The 22,488-nt window shown below is 74.7% G+C and carries 20 protein-coding genes; 8 read left to right on the top strand and 12 right to left on the bottom strand.

The features are described 5' to 3' along the window. The first annotated feature begins 94 nt into the window (after positions 1-94). A complete protein-coding gene (locus AB0M28_RS11105; RefSeq protein ID WP_365401290.1) occupies positions 95-940 on the top strand; it encodes a fused MFS/spermidine synthase in 846 nt (281 codons plus the stop codon). On the opposite strand, the gene AB0M28_RS11100 is transcribed toward AB0M28_RS11105, so the two are convergent. After that, positions 871-2,274 (bottom strand): MFS transporter, encoded by a 1,404-nt coding sequence (locus AB0M28_RS11100; protein ID WP_365401287.1) that lies wholly within the window; start codon positions 2,272-2,274, stop codon positions 871-873. The genes AB0M28_RS11105 and AB0M28_RS11100 overlap by 70 nt on opposite strands. Positions 2,275-2,340: 66 nt before the next feature. Further along, complete coding sequence (locus AB0M28_RS11095; RefSeq protein ID WP_365401284.1) at positions 2,341-3,396, bottom strand: hypothetical protein; 1,056 nt, start codon at positions 3,394-3,396, stop codon at positions 2,341-2,343. 63 nt (positions 3,397-3,459) lie between these two features. Between AB0M28_RS11095 and AB0M28_RS11090 the strand changes: the two genes are divergently transcribed. Beyond that, positions 3,460-3,912, top strand: coding sequence for a DUF4442 domain-containing protein (locus AB0M28_RS11090; RefSeq protein ID WP_365401281.1), 453 nt, complete (start codon positions 3,460-3,462; stop codon positions 3,910-3,912). Between the two features lie 11 nt (positions 3,913-3,923). Here the strand turns inward: AB0M28_RS11090 and AB0M28_RS11085 are convergent, their stop codons facing one another. Further along, a complete protein-coding gene (locus AB0M28_RS11085; protein ID WP_365401278.1) occupies positions 3,924-4,463 on the bottom strand; it encodes a gamma carbonic anhydrase family protein in 540 nt (179 codons plus the stop codon). Positions 4,464-4,630: 167 nt separating this feature from the next. Here AB0M28_RS11085 and AB0M28_RS11080 point away from each other — a divergent pair, with 167 nt between their 5' ends. Then, on the top strand, positions 4,631-5,386 hold the full coding sequence (locus tag AB0M28_RS11080) for an acyltransferase (protein WP_365401459.1): 756 nt from the start codon (positions 4,631-4,633) through the stop codon (positions 5,384-5,386). Positions 5,387-6,049: 663 nt separating this feature from the next. Here the strand turns inward: AB0M28_RS11080 and AB0M28_RS11075 are convergent. Continuing rightward, entirely contained in the window at positions 6,050-6,919 is an 870-nt protein-coding gene (locus AB0M28_RS11075; protein ID WP_365401275.1) for an EamA family transporter, read from the bottom strand. Between the two features lie 102 nt (positions 6,920-7,021). On the opposite strand from AB0M28_RS11075, the gene AB0M28_RS11070 reads away from it, so the two are divergent. Together AB0M28_RS11070 and AB0M28_RS11065 are read left to right on the top strand one after the other, a co-directional pair. Beyond that, a complete protein-coding gene (locus AB0M28_RS11070) occupies positions 7,022-7,594 on the top strand; it encodes an XRE family transcriptional regulator (RefSeq protein WP_365401272.1) in 573 nt (190 codons plus the stop codon). A gap of 44 nt (positions 7,595-7,638) precedes the next feature. Then, on the top strand, positions 7,639-8,199 hold the full coding sequence (locus AB0M28_RS11065) for a YbaK/EbsC family protein (RefSeq protein ID WP_365401269.1): 561 nt from the start codon (positions 7,639-7,641) through the stop codon (positions 8,197-8,199). On the opposite strand, the gene AB0M28_RS11060 is transcribed toward AB0M28_RS11065, so the two are convergent. The 6 genes from AB0M28_RS11060 to AB0M28_RS11035 all read right to left on the bottom strand — a co-directional run bounded on the left by AB0M28_RS11060 (position 8,200) and on the right by AB0M28_RS11035 (position 14,752). Then, a complete protein-coding gene (locus tag AB0M28_RS11060; RefSeq protein ID WP_365401266.1) occupies positions 8,200-8,676 on the bottom strand; it encodes a GNAT family N-acetyltransferase in 477 nt (158 codons plus the stop codon). A gap of 34 nt (positions 8,677-8,710) precedes the next feature. Further along, entirely contained in the window at positions 8,711-9,154 is a 444-nt protein-coding gene (locus AB0M28_RS11055) for a nitroreductase family deazaflavin-dependent oxidoreductase (RefSeq protein WP_365401263.1), read from the bottom strand. A 47-nt stretch (positions 9,155-9,201) separates the two neighbouring features. Further along, the gene (locus AB0M28_RS11050; protein ID WP_365401455.1) at positions 9,202-10,731 is read right to left on the bottom strand and encodes an MFS transporter; all 1,530 of its coding nucleotides are present in this window, start codon (positions 10,729-10,731) and stop codon (positions 9,202-9,204) included. A gap of 123 nt (positions 10,732-10,854) precedes the next feature. Beyond that, entirely contained in the window at positions 10,855-11,262 is a 408-nt protein-coding gene (locus tag AB0M28_RS11045) for a CoA-binding protein (RefSeq protein ID WP_365401260.1), read from the bottom strand. A 150-nt stretch (positions 11,263-11,412) separates the two neighbouring features. Continuing rightward, positions 11,413-13,425: an RDD family protein gene (locus AB0M28_RS11040; protein WP_365401257.1), complete on the bottom strand. Its 2,013-nt coding sequence runs from the start codon at positions 13,423-13,425 to the stop codon at positions 11,413-11,415. Then, entirely contained in the window at positions 13,415-14,752 is a 1,338-nt protein-coding gene (locus AB0M28_RS11035) for an FAD-dependent oxidoreductase (protein WP_365401254.1), read from the bottom strand. Before AB0M28_RS11035 ends, AB0M28_RS11040 begins: the two co-directional genes overlap by 11 nt. 124 nt (positions 14,753-14,876) lie before the next feature. On the opposite strand from AB0M28_RS11035, the gene AB0M28_RS11030 reads away from it, so the two are divergent. The 3 genes from AB0M28_RS11030 to AB0M28_RS11020 are packed head-to-tail and all read left to right on the top strand — an operon-like array spanning position 14,877 to position 19,711. Further along, positions 14,877-15,503 carry a YigZ family protein gene (locus AB0M28_RS11030; RefSeq protein ID WP_365401251.1) on the top strand — a complete coding sequence of 209 codons (627 nt, stop codon included), beginning with the start codon at positions 14,877-14,879 and terminating at the stop codon, positions 15,501-15,503. Positions 15,504-15,554: 51 nt separating this feature from the next. Beyond that, the gene (locus AB0M28_RS11025; RefSeq protein WP_365401248.1) at positions 15,555-16,721 is read left to right on the top strand and encodes an exonuclease SbcCD subunit D; all 1,167 of its coding nucleotides are present in this window, start codon (positions 15,555-15,557) and stop codon (positions 16,719-16,721) included. Further along, positions 16,718-19,711 (top strand): SMC family ATPase, encoded by a 2,994-nt coding sequence (locus AB0M28_RS11020; RefSeq protein ID WP_365401245.1) that lies wholly within the window; start codon positions 16,718-16,720, stop codon positions 19,709-19,711. The genes AB0M28_RS11025 and AB0M28_RS11020 overlap by 4 nt, the downstream gene beginning before the upstream one ends. A 61-nt stretch (positions 19,712-19,772) precedes the next feature. Here AB0M28_RS11020 and AB0M28_RS11015 read toward each other — a convergent pair whose 3' ends face one another. Both AB0M28_RS11015 and AB0M28_RS11010 read right to left on the bottom strand, forming a co-directional pair. Then, positions 19,773-20,663: a dihydrodipicolinate synthase family protein gene (locus AB0M28_RS11015; RefSeq protein ID WP_365401242.1), complete on the bottom strand. Its 891-nt coding sequence runs from the start codon at positions 20,661-20,663 to the stop codon at positions 19,773-19,775. Between the two features lie 49 nt (positions 20,664-20,712). Then, a partial coding sequence (locus AB0M28_RS11010) for an IlvD/Edd family dehydratase (RefSeq protein ID WP_365401239.1) occupies positions 20,713-22,488 on the bottom strand: 1,776 nt, incomplete at its 5' end.

Here is a 22,488-nt window from a genome sequence, read left to right as displayed (position 1 = left end):
CCGGGCGCGTACGAAGCGCGTGCGGCCGGGCGCGTACACAACAAGGGAAGCCGCGGCCGGTCACACCGGCCGCGGCTTTTGCCACAATGGGCCCGTGGACGACCGGATACCCGCCTACGCCGACGTGGACTTCGGCGCCGCCAAACTGCTGCCGGACGTCGACCGCGCCGGTGGCTGGCTGCTGACGGTCGACGGGGCGCCCCAGTCGTACGTCGACCTCGAGGACCCGACCCATCTGGAGTTCGAGTACGCCCGCCGGCTCGCCCACGTCATCGACCTCGCCGCGGCGCCGGACGAACCGCTCGACGTCCTGCACCTGGGCGGCGGCGCCCTCACCCTGCCGCGCTACCTCGCCGCCGTCCGGCCGGGCTCGCACCAGCTGGTCGCCGAGGCCGACCGCGCGCTGATCGCTCTGGTCGGCGCCCATCTGCCGGTGCCCGAGGACGCGGACATCACCGTGCGGGCGGCCGACGCCCGGGCGGCCCTGGAGGAGGCGCCCCGGTCCTCCGTGGACCTGGTGATCGCCGACGTCTACGGCGGTTCCCGCTCCCCGGCGCACATCGCGTCCGTGGAGTTCGTCCGGGCCGCGGCCCGCGCCCTGCGGCCGCACGGCTGCTACGCCGCGAACCTCGCGGACGCGGCACCCTTCGCGTTCCTGCGCTCCCAGCTGGCGAACGCCGCGGCGGTCTTCCCGTACCGCTGCCTGATCGCCGAACCGGCGGTGCTGCGCGGCCGGCGCTTCGGCAACATCCTGCTCATCGCCTCCTGGGACGAGCTGCCCGTCCACGCCCTCGCCCGGCGGACCGCGGCGGACCCCTTCCCGGCGCGGGTGGAGTTCGGACCCTCCCTGGCGAGGATCGCCGGCGACGCTCAGCCCGTGACGGACGCGGACGCGGTGCCGTCCCCGGAGCCGCCGGACGGGGCCTTCACGATCGGCTGAGCCACCGGGCCCTGCGCCGGGATCCGGCCCTCACCCTCACCCCGAGCCTCAGACCCGGCCGGCGGACCCTCGACCTCGACCTCAGCTCGAGACTTCTCCGGTCGCCGCTCCAGCCGCCGTACGTCGGGCACGCACAGCACGCCCGCCGTGAGGAGCACGATGAGCGCCGCCCCGCCCCACAGCGCCTGCCCGCGACCGAACACGTCCATCGCCGGACCGGCCAGCGCCGCCGCCAGCGGTACGCCGGCGAGCGAGCCGAACCAGTCGTACGACGACACCCGGGACAGTTTGTCCTCGGGGATCTCCTGCCGCAGCGCCATCATCCAGGTGACGCCGAACACCTCGATCGACACACCGCTGACGAACATCACCGCCGTCAGGGCGTGGGCGTTCAGCGGTACGGCCAGCGCGGCCGTCGGCAGGGCGAAGGGGAACACGCACAGGACGCCGGTGAGCAGCATGCGACGCGGCTTGAAGCGCGTCATCAGCAGCGCCCCGCCCATCGTGCCCGCGCCGAAGGCGGCGAGCGCCAGTCCCCAGGGGCCGGCCCCGCCAAGCGAGTCCTCGGCGATGAGCGGCCCGTACACCGACTCGGCCGCCGCGACCACGGCGTTGACCACCGAGAACTGCATGACGATGCTCCACAGCCAGGGCCGCGCGACGAACTCCCGCCAGCCCACCCGGAGGTCCCCGACGATCCCGCCGCCCGGCTCGCGCTCCGGCACCCGGCTGACGTCCAGGAACGCGCGCAGCGCCCCCGCCAGCGCGAACGCCGCCGCGTCCAGAGCCAGCACCCAACCCGGGCCCACCCCCGCGATCAGCGCGCCGCCGAGCGCGGCGCCGCCGATGTGGGAGGCGTTCATGCCGAGCCGGAACATGGCGAAGGCGCGGCCGGTGTTCTCGCCCTCGACGCTGGTGAGCACCATGCCCTCGGCGGCGGGCGCGAAGAACGCCTGGCCGACACCGCCGAGGGCGGCGAGCGCGGCCATCTGCCACAGCTCCGCCCGGCCGGTGATGACCAGCAGGGCGAAGAGCCCCTGCGACACGCAGTTCAGCGCGTTCGCCGCGACCATCACCCGGTGCCGCGGGAAGCGGTCCGCGACCGCCCCGCCGATCAGCAGGAACGCCACCAGCGGCAGCGTCCGCGCGGCGGCCACCAGGCCGGCGTCGGTGGCGCTGCCGCCCGCCTCGTACACGGCGAACATCGAGGCGATGAGCGCGCCCGACGTGCCGATGCCGGTGATCACGGCGGCGGCGGAGAGCAGGGTGTAGTTGCGTCCCGCCCAGGCGGGACGCCGGGGTATCGGGACGGGACGGGAGGATCGCGAGGTCACATGCGGACTATGGCCGCTGCCGCGGCGTCCGCCAAATCGATTTCGCCCCCCGGGCCGCGTCGTTCGTCACAGCAGCCGCAGCGAACCCGTGATCTGGTTGATCACGCTGTCCGGGATCTCCTCCGGGACGCCCGTGTCCGAGATGAGCACGAAGGAGGCCATCGCGCCCTCCTTGTCCTTGAAGCTGACCGCCACCGCCTTGCCGTCCGTGTTGAGGCAGCCGTCCTCGTCCTTCGCCTTCGGTACGCCGGTGACGCTCGCCCGCGCGATGTGGCCGGACACCCCGTGCCCGTTGGTGAACGGCTCCACCGCGGCCTTCTTCAGCGCGCCCTTCTGCTTCTGGTCGTAGGCGGCGAGCACCCACGACTCGGCGGTGTCCCCGGCCGCCTCCTTGGTGTTGCGGGCGCCCACCGCGCCCTTGGTGCCGGCCATGGCGCGGCTCGCGCTGCCGCACCAGTTGTCCTTGTAGGTGGCGACGCCGGTCATCGCCACCAGGATCTCGCCGTCGTCGCTCTCGAAGCCGGTGGTGAGCCCCGCGGACTTGACCTCCCACCCGGCGGGCACGTCGAAGGCGTTGTGCCGCTTGTTGTTGGCCACCGCCTTCCAGCCCTCGACCACCGGCTGCACCGCGGACCCGCGCGGGTTCTCCGGGTCCACCGACGCGTTCCCGCCCGGGGCCGAGGCCGAGGGCCCCGCGGACGCGGACGCGGAGGGCGAACCGGAGGCGGCCGGGGTGGCGCCGCCGTCCCCGCGGTTGTGCCACACGATGACACCGACGACCACGGCCGAGGCCAGCACGGCGAAGGCGGCGATCATGCCGACGACGGCCTGGGTGCTCACCGGCTCCTTGCCGCCGGTCCCCGGCGGCGGGAGGTGGCCGGGCTGCTCGGGCGGCACGCTCGGCCCCGGCTGCTCCGGCGGGCCCCACTGCCCGCTCTGGTAGGGCTGCTGGGGCTGGGCGTACGGGCCGGGTGGGCCCGGCTGTGCGTACGGCCCGGGCTGCGGGCCGGCCGGGCCCGGCTGCGCGTACGGGCCGGGCTGCTGCCCCGGCGGCACCGGCTGCTGATACGGATTCTGCTGCTGCGGGTGCTGCTCGCCCCCGGCCTGCTGTCCTGGCCACATGGCCAGCACGATAGACGGACCGGACCATGGCCCCGCAATGCTACTCACTGGTAACGTGTCGGCATGTCCGACACCTTGACGAACATCGGCGAGCTGATGGCGGCCACCGTCCCCATGACCCGCACCCTGAACCTGGTCTACGACGAGGTGGCCCCCGACCGGGCCGTCGTCACCCTGCCCGACCAGCCCGACTTCCACAACCACGTCGGCGGCCCGCACGCGGGTGCCATCTTCACCCTCGCCGAGTCGGCGAGCGGCGCGATCGTGCTGGCGGCCTTCGGGGACCAGCTCTCGCGCGCCGTCCCGCTGTTCGTGAGCGCGGAGGTCGTGTACACGAAGCTCGCGATGGGCCCGGTCACCGCCACCGCCACGCTCGGCCGTCCGGCGGCCGAGGTGGTCGCGGAGCTGGACGAGGGCGAGCGGCCCGAGTTCCCGGTCGACATCGACATCACCCGCGAGGACGGCGCCGTGACCTCGCGGATGAGCGTGGTGTGGACGCTCCGGCCGAACCGCTGAGAGCGGTCGGCTCAGCCCTCGTCCGGTGTCACGTCCTCGGCGTGCATCCGGGCGAGGGCCGTGTACATCTCGGCGTTGATCCTGATGTGCTCGCGCTCCTCGTCCGTCAGCGCCCGCTTGACCTTCGCCGGCACGCCCGCGACCAGCGAGCCGGGCGGCACCTGCAGGCCCTGCGGCACCAGCGCCTGCGCGGCGACCAGCGAACCCGCCCCGATCCGGGCGCCGTTCAGCACCGTCGAGCCCATGCCGATCAGCACGTCGTCCTCGATGACGCAGCCGTGCACCACCGCGTTGTGCCCGACCGTGACCCGCTCGCCGATGCTGACCGGGAAGCCGGGGTCGACGTGGACGGTGCAGTTGTCCTGGATGTTGCTGCCCGCGCCCAGCTCGATCGGGCCGCAGTCGGCGCGCAGCACCGCGTGGTACCAGACGCTGGAGCCGGCGGCCAGCGTCACGTCCCCGAGCACCACCGCCGTCGTGGCCACGAACGCCTCGGGGTCGGCCTTCGGCTCCTTGCCGCCCACGCCGTGGATCAGGGGTCGCTGTGCCATGCTCCGCTCACTTCCTCTCGGGTCGCGTCCTCTCGGGTCGCGCCGAGTGCACCGTATGGCATCGGGACCGGCGGGCGGCCCGCCGGGTGGGGGGAAGATCACATGTCGCGGGTACGGCAGGTCGCGGCGGCCCTGAGTACGGTGTCGGCGTGCCCAAGGACCGCGCAGTGAACGAGCACCGCCCGCAGGGCTCCCTGGTGTCCCGCGCGCTGTCGCGCGCCGTGCACGCCGGCTGGCGCTGGGTGCAGCGCGCGGGCGCGGTGAGCGCCGAGCGGCCGGGTCCGTACCGCTTCCGCCGGATCGGCACGGGTACGAAGATCGCCTTCCCGGTCGGCACGATCTTCGGCGATCCGTGGATCGAGCTGGGCGACCACTGCATCATCGGCCAGCACGTCACCCTCACCGCCGGCATGATGCCGGATCTCGACCTCGGCCCCGATCCGGTGCTGCGCCTCGGCAACGGGGTGGTGCTCGGCCGCGGCAGCCACGTCGTCGGGGACGTCCCGGTGACCATCGGCGACGACGTCTACTGCGGCCCGTACGTCTACATCACCAGCTCCAACCACTCCTACGACGACCCGCACGCCCCCGTCGGCAAGCAATGGCCGCGCACCGCGCCGGTCGAGATCGGCTCCGGCAGCTGGCTGGGCGCGGGCGCGCTGATCCTGCCCGGGGCGAAGCTCGGGCGCAACGTCGTGGTGGCGGCGGGTTCGGTCGTACGGGGCGAGGTCCCGGACCACACGGTGGTGGCCGGCGCCCCCGCGAAGCCGGTACGCCGCTGGGACCCGGAAACCGGCTGGCAGCCCCCGCTGCGCACCCCGCCCCCGGTGCCGATCCCGGACGGCATGACGCCCGACCAGCTCCGCGCGCTGGCGGACTGGGACCCGCACCAGGACCCCGGCACACTGGACACAGCGACCTGACCCACCACCCCGAAGGGCCCCCGTGAGTACCCGCACCCTGCGCATCCTGCTAGCCGTGGCCGTGGCGATCCAGGGCCTGGCGATGCTCCTGTACGCGGTGCGCTACCTGTGGTGACGCGGAGCGACGCTCCCCCCGGGTCGCCGGGCGCGCGATACGGCCGCTGAGGACCCAGCCCCGGGCCGCGGGTGCGGGGCACCTGTGGTGGGGGTTGGAGTCTGGGCCGCGGGTGGGCACTTGCGGTGGGGGTTGGAGTCTGGGCCGCGGGTGGGGCACTTGCGGTGGGGGTTGGAGTCTGGGCCGCGGACGGGGCACTTGCGGTGGGGGTTGGAGTCCGGGCCGCGAGTGGGGCACCTGTGGGGGCCCCGATCCCGGGCCGCGGGCGCAGCGTGCTTGCGATGGGGGCTGAACCCCGGGCCGCGGGTGCGGCGTGCTTGCGGCGGGGCTGAACCCCGGGCGACGGTTGGGGCGTGCTCGCGATGGGGGCTGAAACCTCGGGCCGCGGGTGCGGCGTGGCTGGGGGGCAACCCCCGGCCGTCCAGCCTGCGGCGTCGGCGATGACGGGACCGAAACCAGCCCGTCCGGCGTTTGAGGACAGAGGCGCGCAGCGCCGATTCGGGGGCCCGGGGGCGAAGCCCCCGCAGCGCGACGCAACCGAGAAAGGCTCACCCCGCAGCGAGCAGAACCGTACCGGCGAGGGCGAGCGACGCCCCCGCCGCCTGCACGGGCCGCAACCGCTCCCGCAGCACCCCGAACGCCGCCAACGCCGTGACCACCGGATACAACGACGCCAGCACCGCCGCCACCGTGACCGGCCCACGCTGCGCGGCCAGCGCATACGTGCCGTTGGCCGCCACGTCCGCCAGCCCCACGAAGGCCAGCGCGGGCAGCGCCCGCACCAGCCCGGGCACCCCGTCCGCGCCCAGCGCGGGCGTGGCCGTGCGACGGGCCTGGGCCCACAGCGCGGCGCCGCCCACCACCAGGTTCGCCACCCGCTGCACGAACAGCGCCAGGAACAGCCCCCCGACCGTGGTCGACGCCTCCGCGATCAGCGCGAACACCGCACCGAACCCCGCCGCGGCGACCAGCGTCAGCACCAGCGTCTCCCGCGCGATCCGCCCGCCGCGGCGCTGCGGTCCGCCGGCCAGGGCGATGCCCGCCACCGCGACGGCGATGCCGGCGTACTGCCACACCTGCGGCCGCTCCCCGTAAGCGATCAGGCCGACGCCGAAGGGGACCACCACGCCCATCGTCGCCAGCGGCGAGACGATGCCCATCGGCCCGGCGGCCAGCGCCCGGTAGAAGGCGAGCATCGCCACCGGCCCCACGACCCCGGCGGCCACGGCGTACCAGAGCAGCGGCCCGGCCTGCGACCAGGCGCCCGTCGCGACGACGACGACCCCGAGCGTGACCGCGGCGAGGAGCTGCGACACCACGACCACGGTCAGCGCGCGCATGCGCTGGGTGAGCACCCCGCCGCCGAAGTCGGCGAGCCCCCAGAGCAGGCTGGCGGAAAGAGCCAGGGCAGCGGTCATGAGTGGTGCTCCTCGCAGTACTGTGTGATGGACCCTGTAGTGCACCAGACGGTAGTTCATCGCGATGGACTCTGTCATCCATAATATTGGACGGCCCGCCCTGTGACCGACCTCGACGCCCTCACCCAGTCCCTGGCCCGCAACCTCAAGCGCTGGCGCCAGGAGCGCGGATTCACCCTGGAGGCGCTCGCCGCCCGGGCCGGGGTCAGCCGCGGCATGATCATCCAGATCGAGCAGGCGCGGACCAACCCCAGTATCGGCACCACGGTGAAGCTGGCGGACGCGCTCGGGGTCAGCATCACGGCGCTGCTCGACTACGAGAGCGGCCCGCAGGTGCAGCTCGTCCAGTCGGAGCAGCAGGTCCGGATGTGGTCCACGGACGCGGGCAGCTGGACCTCGCTGCTGGTGGGTACGCAGGCGCCCGGACCGGTGGAGATGTGGCAGTGGCATCTGGAGCCCGGCGACGAGAGCGCCTCGGACCCGCACCCGCCGGGCACGTACGAACTGCTCCATGTCACCGGCGGCGAGCTCACGCTGATCGTGGACGGCACGCCGCACCGCGTGCCGGCGGGCGCGTCGGCCACGTTCGAGGGCAGCGTCCCGCACACCTACCGCAACGACGGCCCGGTACCGGTGGACATGACGATGGCGGTCTCCGTGCCGCCGGTCCGCTGAGGGGGCCGTCCACCGCGGACGCGGCCGTCCGTAGGCTGGGGCCCATGCGATCGCCCATCGGAGACTTCGACGACGTCACCCCCGCCCCCGACTGCCTCGACCTGCTCACCGAACCGGTGGCGGCGGCCCTGCGCGCCTGGCGCGGCCCCGTACCGGCCGGGGAGATCCTCTACGTCGACAGCGATCCGGAGATCGCCGACACCGCCGCCTTCTGCGAGGCGTACGGGCAGGACCTGCTGGAGAGGTCCGCGAACTGCGTGATCGCGGTCGGCAAGCGGGCGGGGGAGACGACGTACGCCGCCTGCCTCGCCCTGTCCACCACCCGGGTCGACGTCAACGGCGCCGTCCGGCGTCATCTGGCCGCCCGCAAGGCGTCGTTCGCCCCGATGGACGCGGCGGTCGGCGAGACCGGCATGGAGTACGGCGGCATCACGCCCATCGGCCTGCCCGAGGGCTGGCCGATCCTCGTCGACGCGGCCGTCGCCGACGCCCCGTACCTCGTCATCGGCAGCGGCCGGCGGCGCGGAAAGCTGCTGGTGCCGGGCAAGGCGCTCGCCGCCCTGCCGGGCGCGGTGGTGCTGGAGGGGCTCGGCGTACGGGTCTGATCAGCCGAGCGGCTTGGAGAGGTCCCGCGACAGCGCGAGCGAGTGCTCGGCGAAGCCCATGGACCGGTAGAGGCGCTCGGCCTCGTCCGTGGCGTGCAGATCGACGCGCGTGACGCCCTGCCCGGCGAACCAGTCGAGCAGGGCGGCCGTCGTCTGCCGGGCGTAACCCTGCCCGCGGTGGCGCAGGTCGGTGCAGACATTGAAGACGAAGCCGAAGCGGCCCGTCGGATGCCCCGGCGCGGGCAGCCGCTGCTCCACGGTGCCCACCGCGCACGCCGCCAGATACGGGCCGTCCCCGTCCACGACGAACGCCCCGAGGGTGCGCGGCCGGGCCGCCAGCTGCAGCTCCAGCAGGCGCTGCGCCTCTTCCTCCCACGGACCGGGCCGGTCCGCACCGTTCATGGCCTGGAACATCAGCCTGCGCAGGCGTACGAGCTCGGCGGCGTCGGCCGGCTCGGCGGGGCGTATCGCGATCATGGCCTTACGGTAGCCGAGCCGCCGCCCGCGGACCTCAGGCGGGCGTGAGCTCGAAGACCGGGTGCAGGCCGGCCTCGGCGACGAACTCGGCCACGGGCGAGTCCTTCGTCGCCGTGAAGTGCGGCCGGGTCTTCGTCGCCACGGCGACATAGCGCTTGAGCACCGGCCCGGACTCCTCGGGGCCCGCCTCGCGGAGCTTGTAGTGCCGGGTCGTCCGTCCGTAGCGCAGGCTGACGCGGTCCGCGGCGCGGGCGTTCTCCACCCAACCCACGGTTCCGTACGGGGCCACCAGCCAGAGCCTGCCGGACTCCTCCACGGGGACGACCGGAACGGTGTATTGCCGTCCGGTCCTGCGCCCCGCGACGGTGAGCAGCTGGATCGGCCCCCACCCGGCGCGGGCGAGCAGGCCGACGAAGGCGTTCCCCCAACGCCACCGCCGGCTGCGGAAGTCGGGAGCGGGCCGTGCGGTCTCGGGCATGACACATCCCTCCTCCCCTCCACCGTCGCACCCGGCGGCGGGCCGCGTCACCCCACGTGCACGGCGCTCTCACCGACCACCGCCAGGTGCCGCGGAGGACCCGGCCGGTACAGCACCAGCGTGACCACGAAGCCGATCGCGAAGAACGCCGCCGACCACCAGTACGCCGTCGCGTAGCTCTCGATCGCGGCCTGCGCCTTCACCTGCGGGGTCGGCTCCTTGCCGACGAGGTAGTTCGCCGCGGCCGTCGTCGCGAGCGTGTTGAGCAGCGCCGTGCCGATCGAACCGCCCACCTGCTGGCTGGTGTTGACCATCGCGGAGGCCACGCCCGCGTCGTGGGCGGCGATGCCGGAGGTGGCCAGGTTCATCGCGGTCGCGAAGATCAGACCCATGCCGATGCCCTGGACGAGCGTCGGCGGCATGACGTGCGCCGCATAGGTGCTCTCGGCGTCGAGAGCGGTCAGCCACACCATCGCCGCCGCGGCCAGGATCATGCCGAGGGGGACGATGGGCTTGGCGCCGTACCGGGGCACCAGCACGTTGGTGGTGAAGATCGACGAGGCGATCATGCAGGCCACCAGCGGCAGGAACGCGACACCCGTGGACACGGGGGAGTAGCGGAGGACCTGCTGCAGGTAGTACGTCAGGAACAGGAACACGCCGAACATGCCCGCACCGGCGATGAACATCGCCAGATACGACGCCCCGCGGTCCCGGTCCAGCACCACGCGCAGCGGCAGCAGCGGATGCGGGGCCCGCGTCTGCCACCAGGCGAAGACGATCAGCAGCGCGCCGCCCGCCAGGAGGAAGCCCCAGGTCAGCACGTCGCCCCAGGCGTGCGTCTCGGCGTTCGAGAAGCCGTAGACGATGCAGAACAGGCCCACGGTCACCAGGACCGTGCCGGGCACGTCCAGCCGCGGCCGGTCCGCGGGCCGGCCGCCGTGCAGCAGCCGCGCGCCGCCGATCATCGCGACCACGGCGAAGATCAGGTTCACATAGAGGCACCAGCGCCAGTCCAGGTACTCGGTGAGCACACCGCCGAGCAGCAGGCCGACCGCGCCGCCGACGCCCGCGATGGCGCCGTAGATGCCGAACGCCTTGGCCCGCTCCTTGGGGTCGGTGAACGTCGTCGTCAGCAACGACAGCGCGGCCGGGGCGAGCAGCGCGCCGAAGGCACCCTGCAGGGCACGCGCCACGACCAGCATGCCGAAGCTGGTCGCCGCACCACCCAGCGCCGAGGCCGCCGCGAAGCCCGCCAGACCCACGAGGAAGACCGCCTTGCGCCCCACCAGGTCGGCGATCCGGCCGCCGAGGAGCAGCAGGCTGCCGAAGGCCAGGGCGTACGCGGTGACGATCCACTGCCGGTTGCCGTCGCTGAAGCCGAGATCCGCCTGCGCGGACGGCAGCGCGATGTTCACGATCGTCGCGTCGAGCACCACCATCAGCTGCGCGATACCGATGACGGCGAGGATCAGCCAGCGGTGCTCGTGCCGTCCGCCGGCGTGCGCGGCGCCCGTCGGCGGAGCGCTGCGTGGCCCGGAGCCGGTGGACTCGGCGGATGCGGGCGTGTGCTCCATCGTGGCCTCCAGCCGGACGGTGCGCCCCGAGATCATTCGACCTCTCCCACGCTAAGCGCCGCACTCCCGGACGGCGACCGGAGCCCCGACCTGGCCGGACACCCTCGCGCCGGCCCCGCACGGCTACCCGAGGCGGGGTATCTCGATCGCCGGGCAGCGGTCCATGACCATGTCCACGCCCGCCTCCCGGGTACGGGCGTGCGCCTCGTGATCGATCACGCCGAGCTGGAACCAGACCGCCTTCGCACCGATCGCGACCGCCTCGTCGGCGACCTGGCCGGCCAGATCGCTGTTGACGAACACGTCCACCACGTCGACCGGGAAGGGGATGTCGGACAGCGTGGCGTAGCCCTGCTCGCCGTGGACGGTCTCCGCCTTCGGGTGGACCGGCACGACGCGCTTGCCGTAGCGCTGGAGCACCTCGGCCACGCCGTACGCGGCGCGTCGCCGGTTCGTCGACAGACCCACGACCGCCCAGGTGTCTCCGGACTCCGTGAGGATCTTGCGGATCAGGTCCTGCTCCCCGGACATGCTGCCTCCTGTCACCCCGGGCACCACCGCCCGGACCGCGTACGTTATCCGCCAGGGTCAACCGTCGCGACACCCTGTGGATTCCGCAGGCCGGGGGGCGCGGCGGTGCCGCTCCGGAGCCCTACCGCCGCGTATGCCGCTCCGGAGCCCTCAGCGCACCAGGTCCGCGTACACCGCCGACTCCACGTACGCGTTCTCGCGGGCGTCGCCCGAGCCGGGGGCGAGGCGGGACGCCGCGCGCATGAGGTCCGGGCGGGGGCCGTCGGGGGCGGACCAGGGGGAGAGGGCGAGGAACTCGCGCTTGTCGCCCGCGTAGCGGTGGTCCTCGGGGAGGTCGTCGGGGCCGAAGGAGGCGTTGCCGACGTAGCGGCGCGGGGGCGCCTGGGCGTCGCGGGCCGTGATCGCGCTCTGGCCGTCGAAGACCAGGTCGAAGAGGTTGCCGGTCATCATGGGCGTGATGTTGTAGCGGAAGTGCAGGGTCGGGTCGGCGACCGCCCGCCAGGTGGAGCCCATCCACTCCAGCGGCTGCCACGAGCCGCTGTCCGCGGCCCAGCGGCCGGGGTTCGCGTCGGCCTGGATCATCACGTCCACCCCTTGCTCGTCCATACACGCGGCGTAGCTCACGCGCAGGTCCGCGCAGGGCTCGAAGCCGGGCGGGCGTTCGCCGAACGCATAGCCGTAGGTGAAGGCCGGGAGCGAGGTGGCGAAGCCGAGCCGGAAGCCCTCCACCGTGACACCCGCCGCGTTGGCCACCGCCGCGGGGCCGCGGCGCGGGCCCTCGTCGAGACCGAGGACATCCGTCTCCAGCGGTGTGAGGGGGACCTTCTCGTTGCGGAAGAGGAGGTTGCGTTCGCCGTCCGGGGCGTTCGCGCGGACGTCGCGCGGCCCCCACAGGAACGTCGTGTTGGCGACGTGCGCGTCCGTCGCCACGTACGCCCGCCCGGAGCGCACCGTCTGCGGGTCCGCGAACAGCGCCACCTCGAGCGGGTTGCGGGTCTCGCGGTAGCGGGCCTGGTTGTTGCCGGCGACCACGTACACGCCGTAGTCGCGCGCGATGTCGGAGAACGTCCTGCTGAACGCCCGGGCGAAGGTGTCCGTCTCGGCGAGCAGCAGCGCCTTGCGCGGGTCGAGCGGGCCGAACTTCGCCTGGTACGCGGCGATCTGCGGCGCGTAGGCCGTGTTCAGCTGGGCGAGCGCCGCCCCCATGCCGAGCGGGACGGTCTCGCTGACGGCACGCGCGCGGGTCGACGCCTGCGCGCGTACACCGGCGCCGCGCGGGCCTACGGCCAGCGTCGGCAGTCCGACGTCCTCCGGGAAGACGACCAGCGTGGGTCGGCCCGGCACGCGGTACGGCTCGACGTAGCGCTCGACGAGGCACCGCATCGCGCTCCGGTACGCGGCGTACGAGGCGCCGTCGCCGATCCGCAGCCGGTAACCGAGCGCGAAGACGCGCAGGGCACCCTTCGGGTCCGTGCTGCCCGACACCGCCGCCGGTCCCCGGGCGCACCGCACCGGGTCGTCCCGCACCGCGTCCGCCTGCTGCCCCGTGACGACGGCCGCCGCCATGTGCACGGGTGCCGCGCCCGGGCCGAGCAGGGCGGCGAGGGTCCATGGCACCAGCACGGCGAGCGCCGCCGCCCGTACGACGCGTGCGCCGCGTCCGGGCGGTGCGGCGGGCGGCCCCGCGGGGTGGACGACGGTGGTGAGCGCCAGCCGGTCCCATCCCGATGCCCGGCCGGGCGCCAGCACCAGCGCCGCCCCGGCAAGCCATCCGAGTCCCAGCGTCACGGCGCCGAAGAGCCCGAACACGCCCGCGCCGTACACCAGCTGGCGCAGCGCCATCCGCCGCAGGCCCGCCGCCTCGCCCGTACGCGCGTCCACGACGCGCAGACCGGTGAGCCGCTTGGCCGGCGTACGCCCGGACCGCCACTCGGCGACCGACCACGCCAGCCAGCCGACGCCGAGCGTGCCGGCGAACAGCGCGCACTCCAGCAGGAAGGCGGCGAACCGGCGGCGGAGGGACGCCGGCGGAGGCGCGTCCCCGCCGGTGGGGGGTGCGTCGGGCCCGCCCGGCGGCGGAAGCGCGCCTCCCTCGGCGAGTGGTGCGTCGGTACCGCCCGCCGACTGAACCGCGCCCCCGCCCGCGGCCGTGTCACTCGTCACCGAGGATCTCCTCCGCCGCCCGCTCGCCCGATTCCAGCGCGCCGTCCATGTAGCCCGCCCAGCGCGTCGCTGTCTCCGTGCCGGCCCAGTGCAGCGGGCCCACCGGCCGGCGTAGCGCGGGGCCGAAACGGGTGAGGGCGTGCGGGGTGGCGAAGGCGCCGTAGCAGCCGCGGGTGAACTCCTCGGCCGCCCAGTCCTGTTCGACGTACCCCTGCGCCTGGCGCGCCCGCGGGCCGAAGTACGCGGCGAGGTCGTCCAGCACCAGCTCGCGGCGCTCCTTCGGCCCGAGCCGTGCGGCGGCCTGGGCGTGCCGGGCCTCCAGGAAACCGGTGAGCACGGCGGGCGTGCCGTCCGCGTGGCTCCCGTCGAAGACCGTGCCCACTGCCCGTACGTCGCTGTTCGCCTGGCCGGCGAGCCCGTCCGCGCGCCAGAACGGCTCGTCGTAGACGACGTTGACCTTGATGGTCCAGCCCATCGGCATCCGCTGCAGCAGCTGGTCGCGCTCCGCCGGAAGCCCGGGGGAGTAGCGGATCCGCGTGGCGGCGGGCGGCGGCAGCGCGACGACGGCGTGCGCGGCCCGGTACTCCCGGCCGCCGGCCCGTACGCGTACGACTGACCGGTCCCAATCGACGTCCGTCACCGCGGCACCGAGCACCACCCGCTCGCCGAGCCCGGCGGCGAGGTGTTCCGCCACCGCCTGGGTGCCGCCGGAGACGCGGTCCTGCTGGGCTCCGCCGGTCGTGTTGATGAGTGAGTCGACGCCGCCGCCCGCGTGGACGTAGAACTGGGCCCACAGGGCGGACATCTCCTCCGGTCCGGCGCACCACACCGCCTCCGTGATCAGCCGGAAGAAGGCGCGGCCCGTCGGCGTGCGCACGCGCTCCCGCAGCCAGCTGCCGAACGTCTGGCCGTCCAGGGCGGCCGCCCGGGCCGCCTCCCACGGGGCGTCGAGCGGCACCCGCCGCGCCGCCCGGTCCAGGCGCAGCTGCGCCTGCCCGATGTCGGCCAGCACGAGGGGGTTCAGCCGGGGTACGCGGCCGCTGTAGCGCAGCCGCCGCCCGCCGAGCTCGGCGAGCTTCGCGCCCTCGTCGTACGTCGGGAAGGTGCCGCGGCCGAGCTCCGCCAGCAGCGCGAGCATCCGGTCCTGGCCCGGCCCGACCCACTGGCCGCCGGACTCGACGTAGGACTCGCCCACGGGGACGCTGAGCACCCGGCCGCCCACCCGTTCGCGGGCTTCCAGCACGAGCACGTCCCGCCCGGCGGCCGCCAGCCGGCGTGCGGCGGCGAGACCGGCGAACCCGGCCCCGACGACGATGACATCGGTCACGTATCCCCACCCCCCCATCCCGTGTGCAGCGTGTATGTCCTACTGGTCGTGATCGGACACGGTCAAGATCCTGGACAGGGTCACTCATGATCGGTGGGGCCGGGCCGCGGCGTAGGGTGAGGGGATGCAGGAGCAGTACCAGACGGTCGCCGGCGAGGGCGTCCACGAGACCGAGGTGAACCGTTCGCGCTTCATCTGCGCGCTGGCGCCCGCCGCCACCGAGTCGGAGGCGCAGGACTTCCTCGCCCGGATCCGCAAGGAGCACCCGACCGCCTCGCACCACTGCTTCGCCTACGTGATCGGCGCCGGCGCCGAGGTCCAGAAGGCCGGAGACGACGGCGAGCCGGGCGGGACGGCCGGTCTGCCGATGCTCCAGATGCTGCTGCGCCGCGACCTGCGCTACGTCGTCGCCGTCGTCACCCGCTACTTCGGCGGCACCAAACTGGGCGCGGGCGGCCTCATCCGCGCCTACGGCGGCGCGGTCGGCGCCGCGCTGGACACCCTCGGCACGGTGACGCGTCAGCGGTTCCGGCTGGCCACGGTCACGGTGGACCACCAGCGGGCCGGCAAGGTGGAGAACGACCTGCGGGCGACGGGCCGCGACGTCCGGGACGTGGCGTACGGGGCGCGGGTGGTCATCGAGGTGGCCCTCCCCGAGGGGGAACTGGCCGGGTTCCGCGCCTGGCTGGCGGACGCGACCGCCGGCAGCGCCGAACTGGACCTCGGCGGCGAGACCTACGGGACGGTCTGAGCCGGGGGTTCCCGCCCGTGATGTCAGTGCCCGCCGATAGGGTCCTGGGTCATGCGATTCCTGCACACATCGGACTGGCACCTGGGGCGGTCGTTCCACCGGGTGGGCCTGCTGGGCGCCCAGCGGGACTTCCTCGGGTACCTGGTGCGTTCCGTGCGTGAGCACGACGTGGACGCCGTGCTGGTGGCGGGGGACGTCTTCGACCGGGCCGTGCCGTCGCTGCCCGCCGTCGAGCTGTACGACGAGACGCTGCACCGGCTGGCCGAGCTGGGCGTCCCCACGGTGATGATCTCCGGCAACCACGACTCCGCCCGCCGGCTCGGCGTCGGGGCGGGGCTGATGGAGCGGGCCGGGATCCATCTGCGGACCGACCCCGCGGGCTGCGCCACCCCGGTGCTGCTGCGCGACGCGCACGGCGACGTCGCCTGCTACGGGCTGCCCTATCTCGAACCGGCCCTGGTACGCGGCGAGTTCGGCGTCGAGCGGGCCGGGCACGCCGAGGTGCTCGCCGCCGCCATGGACCGGGTGCGCGCGGACCTGGCGGCGCGCCCCGTCGGCACCCGCGCCGTGGTGCTCGCGCACGCCTTCGTCACCGGCGGCGAGGCGTCCGACAGCGAGCGGGACATCACCGTCGGCGGTGTGGCCTCCGTCCCCGCCTCCGTCTTCGACGGTGTGCACTACGCCGCCCTCGGCCATCTGCACGGCAGCCAGCGCATCTCCGAGCGCGTGCGCTACTCCGGCTCCCCGCTCGCGTACTCCTTCTCCGAGGCGGCCCACCGCAAGTCGATGTGGCTCGTCGACCTCGACGCCGCCGGAGCGGTCACCGCCGAGCGCCTCGACTGCCCCGTCCCGCGTCCGCTGGCCCGGCTGCGCGGCCGCCTCGACGACCTGCTCGACGACCCGGTGCACGAGGGGCACCGGGAGGCCTGGGTGGAGGCCGTGCTGACCGACCCCGCCCGCCCGTACGAGCCGATGGCCCGGCTCTCCGCCCGCTTCCCCCACCTGGTCAGCCTCGTCTTCGAGCCCGACCGCGCCCCGGACGACCCCCTCGTCTCCTACGCCGAGCGGCTCAGGGGCCGCACCGACCAGCAGATCGCCGAGGACTTCGTGGGCCATGTCCGCCCCGGCACCACCGCGACCGGCGCCGAACGCGCCCTGCTCGGCCGCGCCTTCGACGACGTGCGCGCCGACCTCGCCGCCCAGGAGGCCGGCCGTTGAGACTGCACCGCCTGACCGTGTCCGCCTTCGGCCCGTTCGCCGACGCCGAGGAGATCGACTTCGACGCCCTCTCCGGCGCCGGCATCTTCCTGCTGCACGGCCCCACCGGCGCCGGCAAGACGTCCGTGCTGGACGCCGTCTGCTACGCCCTGTACGGCGGCGTCCCCGGCTCCCGGCAGGGCGGCGTGCTGCGCAGCGACCACGCCGAACAGACGACGCCCACCGAGGTGGAGCTGGACTTCACCGTCGCCGGCCGGCGCCTGCGGGTCACGCGCCGCCCCGCGCAGCCCCGGCCCAAGAAGAAGGGCACGGGTCTGACGGAGGAGAAGGCGGTCTCCCTGCTGGCCGAGCACACCCCGGACGGCGGGCTGAAGGCCCTCAGCCGCTCGCACCAGGAGATCGGCGAGGAGATCGGTCAGCTGCTCGGCATGACCCGCGACCAGTTCTGCCAGGTCGTGCTGCTCCCGCAGGGCGACTTCGCCCGCTTCCTGCGCGCCGACGCCGAGGCCCGCGCCAAGGTCCTCGGCCGGCTCTTCGACACCCGCCGCTTCGCGGAGGTGGAGGAGCGCCTCGCCCGGTTCCGCCGCGACGCGGCGGAAGCCGTCGGCGCGGGCGACGAGCGGCTCGTCTCGCTCGCCCACCGGATGGCCCAGGCCGCCGACCGGCTGCCCGACGTCCCCTTCCCCGAACTCACCGCCGGGGCCCCGGGGCTCGGCTCCGCGGTGCTCGGATACGCGGCCGTCGCCCGCTCCACCGCACGCGAACTGGCCGCCGCCGCCGCGCAGGCGGCGCTGACGGCGGACGAGGGCCACCGGGGCGCCGTTCGCCGGCTCACCGAGGCGCGCGAGCTGGCGGGGCTGCAGCAGGCGTACGCCGACGCCCGCCGGCGTACCGACGAGGCGCGGGAGCGCCGGCCCGAGCGGGAGCGCACCGGCCGCAGGCTGGACTCCGCCCGTGCGGCCGACCGGGTCGTGCCCGCGCTCCAGCTGCGCGACGAGACCGAGTCCGTGCACCGGTCCGCCGCCCACGCCGAGGGACAGGCCCGCGCGCGGCTGCCGCAGGGCATCGGCGAGGAGAGCGCGGAGCGGCTGACGGCCCGCGAGCGCCAGGTGCGCGAGGAGCTCGGCTCGCTCTCCGCGGCCCGTACGGCGGAGGCCCGCGCCCGCGAGCTGGGCGGGGAACTCGCCGTACTGGACCGCGAGTCGTCCGCCGACGACACCCTGCTCGCCGACGCCGCGGAGTGGCTCGACACCTGGGAGACCGAGCGAGGGGCGCTGCTGCAGCGCATCGACGCCGCTCAGGGCGCGGCCATGCGCGCCGAGCAGCTCGCCGCGCGCCTGGAGGGCGCCACACGCACCCTGCAGGCGGCCCGCCGCCGCGACGCGCTCGCCGGCGAGCAGGCCGACGCCGACGCGGCGCTGCTCGGCGCCCGCGAGCGGGCGGCGGCCGAGCGGCAGCGCTGGCTCGACCTCAAGGAGCGCCGGCTGCAGGGCATCGCCGCCGAACTGGCCGCCGGTCTGCGCCCCGGTACGGACTGTCCGGTGTGCGGGTCGCGTGAACACCCCGCCCCCGCGCGGGCCGACGCCGGCCACGTCGACAAGGACGCCGAGGACCGCGCCCTCGCCGGCTACCAGAGCGCCGAGTCCGCCCGCGAGACGGCCGAGCAGCGCGTGCGCTCGCTGCGCGAGGCCCACCAGGCGGCCGCCGAGGTGGCGGAGGGGGCCGAGGTCCGCGCGCTGACGGAGGAGGTCGCCGGGTTGCAGACGCAGGCGGCGGCCGCCCGCGCCGAGGCGGCCGGCGCGCTGGCCGCCCGCGAAGCCCTGGACCAGGCCGAGCTGGAGCACGAGCGCCGCCTCGACCAGCATCAGGAGGCCGAGCGCCGCGCCGCCGCCCGCACCTCGCGGCGCGAGACCCTCCTCGCGGAACGGACCGCGCTGGAGGAGCAGCTGACCGCCGCGCGCGGTGACGCGCCCTCGGTCGCGGAGCGTGCCGCCCGCCTCACGTACCAGGCGGAGGTCCTCGAAGAGGCAGCCACCGCCGCCCGGGAGGCCGAGGTGAGCGCCCTGAAGCTGAAGGAGGCCGACGCGCGACTCGCCGACGCGGCGTTCCGGGCCGGGTTCGACACGCCGACGGCCGCCGCGGACGCCGTGCTCGACCGCCACGCCCAGCGCGAGCTGCAGGACCGGCTCGACGCCTGGCAGCGCGAGGAGGCCGCGGACGCGAGGATCCTGGCCGACGCGCGTCACCGGGAGGCCGCGTCCCGGGCGCCCGCCGACATCGCCGCCGCCGAGCAGACCGTGGAGCGGGCCGCCCACCGGATGCGCGCCGGTGCCGCGGACGACGCCGCGGCCACCCGCCGCTGCGCGGAACTCGACCGGCTGTCCGCCGAGGCGACCTCCGAGATCCGCCGGGTGGCGCCGCTGCGCGCCGAGTACGACCGCGTGGCCCGCCTCGCCGGACTCGCGGCCGGCACCTCCGCCGAGAACGAGCGCAAGATGCGGCTGGAGTCCTACGTCCTCGCCGCCCGCCTCGAACAGGTCGCGGCCACCGCCTCCGTCCGACTGCGCCGGATGTCGGCGGGTCGCTTCACCCTGGTCCACTCCGACGGCCGCGGCGGCCGGGGCCGCTCGGGACTCGGCCTGCACGTCATCGACGCCTGGACGGGCAGCGAACGCGAGGCGTCCACCCTTTCCGGCGGCGAAAGCTTCTTCGCCTCCCTCGCCCTGGCCCTGGGCCTGGCGGACGTGGTCACCGAGGAGGCGGGCGGCGTCCGGCTCGACACCCTCTTCATCGACGAGGGCTTCGGCAGCCTGGACGAGCAGACGCTGGACGAGGTCCTCGACGTCCTGGACTCCCTCCGCGAACGCGACCGCACGGTGGGCATCGTCAGCCACGTCCCCGACCTCCGCCGCCGTATCCCCGCCCAGCTGGAGGTCCGCAAGTCCCGGTCGGGCTCGACGGTCCGGCTGCGGACGGCGGGGGAGTGGTGAGGGCGGCCCGCAGCCGGCGGAGGAGCGGTGAGCGCGGCCCGCAGCCCGCGGATCGCGCCACTCAACGGCCGAGCAGGCCGCCGAACTCGGCCATGAAGCGGTCGACCATCCCGAGTTCGCGGCGGTCGAGCCGCCAGCCCGGCGCCCGGCAGTGCGCGGAGCCGAACCAGCCACGGCGTACGGAGATCTCCTTCTCGGCCGCCACGATCAGCTCCACGTGCTGCATCCAGTACGAGAGGTACGGCAGCAGGGCCGTGTGCAGGCCGAGCGCGCCCACCTCGTCCCCCCGGTGCCACAGCTCCCAGATCCGGACGTACAGCTCGGTGAAGGAGCACCCGGGCTGCACCCCCACCGCCCCGCGGCGCAGGGCGTCCGGCAGCTGCAGCCCCGCGTAGCCGACCAGCGCGGGCAGCCGGAGCGCCTCGATCAGCCGGCCGGGGGGCGCGGACTCCACCTTCACATAGCGGAGGTTGGCGTGCTCCGCCGCGAGCGCGTCGATCGCCGCCGCGTCGAGCGCGGTGCCCGTCTGGGCGGGCGCGTACTGCAGCACCACGGGCAGCGGGTCCACCGCGGCGAGCACGGTGGCCAGATGGTCGCGCACCGCGTCGGCCGAGGGGGAGAGCAGGTGGGGCGGGAGCAGGTTGAGGGCGCCCGCGCCCAGGTCCGCGGCCCGGCGGGCGGAGTCGACCGCGACGACCGTCGCGTGGTCGGCGACGGACACGACGGCGGTGAAGCCCTCGATCCCCCGGGTGACGGTCAGCAGCCGCCGGGTCAGCAGCTCCCGCTCGGCCGCCGTCAACTTGTGGAACTCCGAGGCGTAGCCCGGGAACATCACCGACGTGACGCCGGTGGAGAGCACCGCGTCCAGCACGCGGTCGAATCCGCCCGGGTCGAGCGACCCGTCGGCGTGGAACGGGACCTCGAGGACGGGGCAGACCGCGCGGATCGTCATCGGCGACAGACCTTTCGGGTTACGGAACGGACGGCTGTCGGCAGCCCCATCAGAACGCCCTGCGAGGCACCGCGTGCCCGCTGGACCCGGTGAGGAAGTCCAGATCGCAGCCGCGGTCCGCCTGGAGGACGTGCTCGACGTGCAGCCGCGTCCACCCCCGCTCGGCGCCCGCCAGTGGCGGAGGCGGGGTCCACGCCGCCCGCCGCTCGGCCAACTCCTCCTGACCCACCAGCAGATCGAGCCGCCGTCCCGGGACGTCCAGCCGTATGCGGTCGCCGGTCCGCACCAGGGCCAGCGGCCCGCCGACGGCCGACTCGGGCGCCACGTGCAGCACGCAGGTGCCGTACGCCGTACCGCTCATCCGGGCGTCGGAGATCCGCACCAGGTCGGTGACGCCCGCGTCGAGCAGCTTGCGCGGCAGCGGCAGGTTGCCGGCCTCCGGCATCCCCGGATAGCCGCGCGGCCCCATCCCGCGGACCACCAGCACGGTGTCGGCGCTGACGTCGAGGGCCGGATCGTCGGCCGCCGCGGCGTACTCCTCCAGCGAGTCGAACACCAGCGCCGGGCCTTCGTGGACGAGCAGCGCCGGATTGGCCGCCGACGGTTTCACGACCGCCCCGCCGGGCGCGAGGCTGCCCCGCAGCACCGCGAGCCCGGCACCGGGCGGCTGCACGGGGTCGGTGAGCGGGCGGATGACGGAGTCGTCGTACACCTCCGCCTCCGAGGCCGTCAGCGAACGCCCGGTCACCGTGACCGGACCGTCGTGCAGCAGTCCGCGCAGGCGCGTCACCAGCGCCGGGACGCCGCCGGCGTAGGCGAACTCCTCCATCAGCAGCCGGCCGCTGGGCATGACGTCGGCCAGCAGGGGCACACGGCGGGCGATCGCGTCGAAGTCGTCCAGCTCCAGCGGTACGCCCAACCGCCCGGCGAGGGCCAGCAGATGCAGGACGGCGTTGGTGGAGCCGCCGATCGCGGCGCTCACGGTGATCGCGTTCTCGAACGCCTCGCGGGTCATGATCCGCGAGGGCCGCAGATCCGTCCGGGCCAGCTCCACCGCCAGCGCCCCCGTCTCCTCCGCCAGCACGGCGCGCCGGGAGTCGGCCGCCGGGAGCGCGCCCGTTCCGGGGAGGGCCATGCCCAGTGCCTCCGCCACACAGGCCATGGTGGAGGCCGTACCCATCGTCATGCAGTGGCCGGCCGACCGGTTCAGGCAGGACTCGAACTCGGCGAACGCCTCCGGACCGATCCGCCCGGCCCGCAACTCCTCGGTCATCCGCCACACATCCGTGCCCGAGCCGACCGCCCGGCCGCGGAAGCGGCCGTTGAGCATCGGGCCCCCGGTGAGTACGACCGCGGGCAGATCGGCGCTGGCGGCGCCCATCAGGGCGGCCGGTGTCGTCTTGTCGCAGCCGGTCATCAGGACGACGGCGTCGAGCGGATTGGCCCGCAGGGACTCCTCGACGTCGATCGCCATCAGATTGCGGTACATCATCGAGGACGGGCGCAGGAAGGGCTCGCCGGGCGAGAACACCGGGAACTCCAGTGGCAGTCCGCCCGCCCGCAGCACCCCGCGCCGCACCTGTTCGGCGAGGCCGGTCAGATGCCGGTTGCAGGGCGTCAGATCGGAGGCGGTCTGGCAGATGCCCACGACCGGGCGGCCGTCGAAGGCCCATGAGCCGTGCCCGGTGGCCCGCAGATGGTGGCGGGCGACGAAGCCGTTCTTGGTGTCGCCGGCGAACCACGCGCGGCTGCGCGGGACCGCCGCCGCGGTCGGGCCGGGGCCGTGCGGGGCCGCCCCCGCCGTCGGGCCTGGGCCGCGCGGGGC

It is taken from the genome of Streptomyces sp. NPDC051940 (assembly GCF_040680895.1).
Lineage (GTDB): Bacteria > Actinomycetota > Actinomycetes > Streptomycetales > Streptomycetaceae > Streptomyces.
Note: the sequence above shows the minus strand (reverse complement) of the source record. Positions and strands in the feature narration are given on the sequence as shown.

Excerpts from the sequence above, each read along its gene's own strand:
- AB0M28_RS11030 (WP_365401251.1), top strand. The coding sequence starts at position 14,877 with ATGCAGGAGCAGTACCAGACGGTCGCCGGCGAGGGCGTCCACGAGACC.
- AB0M28_RS11075 (WP_365401275.1), bottom strand. The coding sequence starts at position 6,919 with ATGACCGCTGCCCTGGCTCTTTCCGCCAGCCTGCTCTGGGGGCTCGCC.
- AB0M28_RS11050 (WP_365401455.1), bottom strand. The coding sequence starts at position 10,731 with ATGGAGCACACGCCCGCATCCGCCGAGTCCACCGGCTCCGGGCCACGC.
- AB0M28_RS11045 (WP_365401260.1), bottom strand. The coding sequence starts at position 11,262 with ATGTCCGGGGAGCAGGACCTGATCCGCAAGATCCTCACGGAGTCCGGA.
- AB0M28_RS11090 (WP_365401281.1), top strand. The coding sequence starts at position 3,460 with ATGTCCGACACCTTGACGAACATCGGCGAGCTGATGGCGGCCACCGTC.
- AB0M28_RS11025 (WP_365401248.1), top strand. The coding sequence starts at position 15,555 with ATGCGATTCCTGCACACATCGGACTGGCACCTGGGGCGGTCGTTCCAC.
- AB0M28_RS11085 (WP_365401278.1), bottom strand. The coding sequence starts at position 4,463 with ATGGCACAGCGACCCCTGATCCACGGCGTGGGCGGCAAGGAGCCGAAG.
- AB0M28_RS11060 (WP_365401266.1), bottom strand. The coding sequence starts at position 8,676 with ATGATCGCGATACGCCCCGCCGAGCCGGCCGACGCCGCCGAGCTCGTA.
- AB0M28_RS11015 (WP_365401242.1), bottom strand. The coding sequence starts at position 20,663 with ATGACGATCCGCGCGGTCTGCCCCGTCCTCGAGGTCCCGTTCCACGCC.
- AB0M28_RS11095 (WP_365401284.1), bottom strand. The coding sequence starts at position 3,396 with ATGTGGCCAGGACAGCAGGCCGGGGGCGAGCAGCACCCGCAGCAGCAG.
- AB0M28_RS11065 (WP_365401269.1), top strand. The coding sequence starts at position 7,639 with ATGCGATCGCCCATCGGAGACTTCGACGACGTCACCCCCGCCCCCGAC.
- AB0M28_RS11055 (WP_365401263.1), bottom strand. The coding sequence starts at position 9,154 with ATGCCCGAGACCGCACGGCCCGCTCCCGACTTCCGCAGCCGGCGGTGG.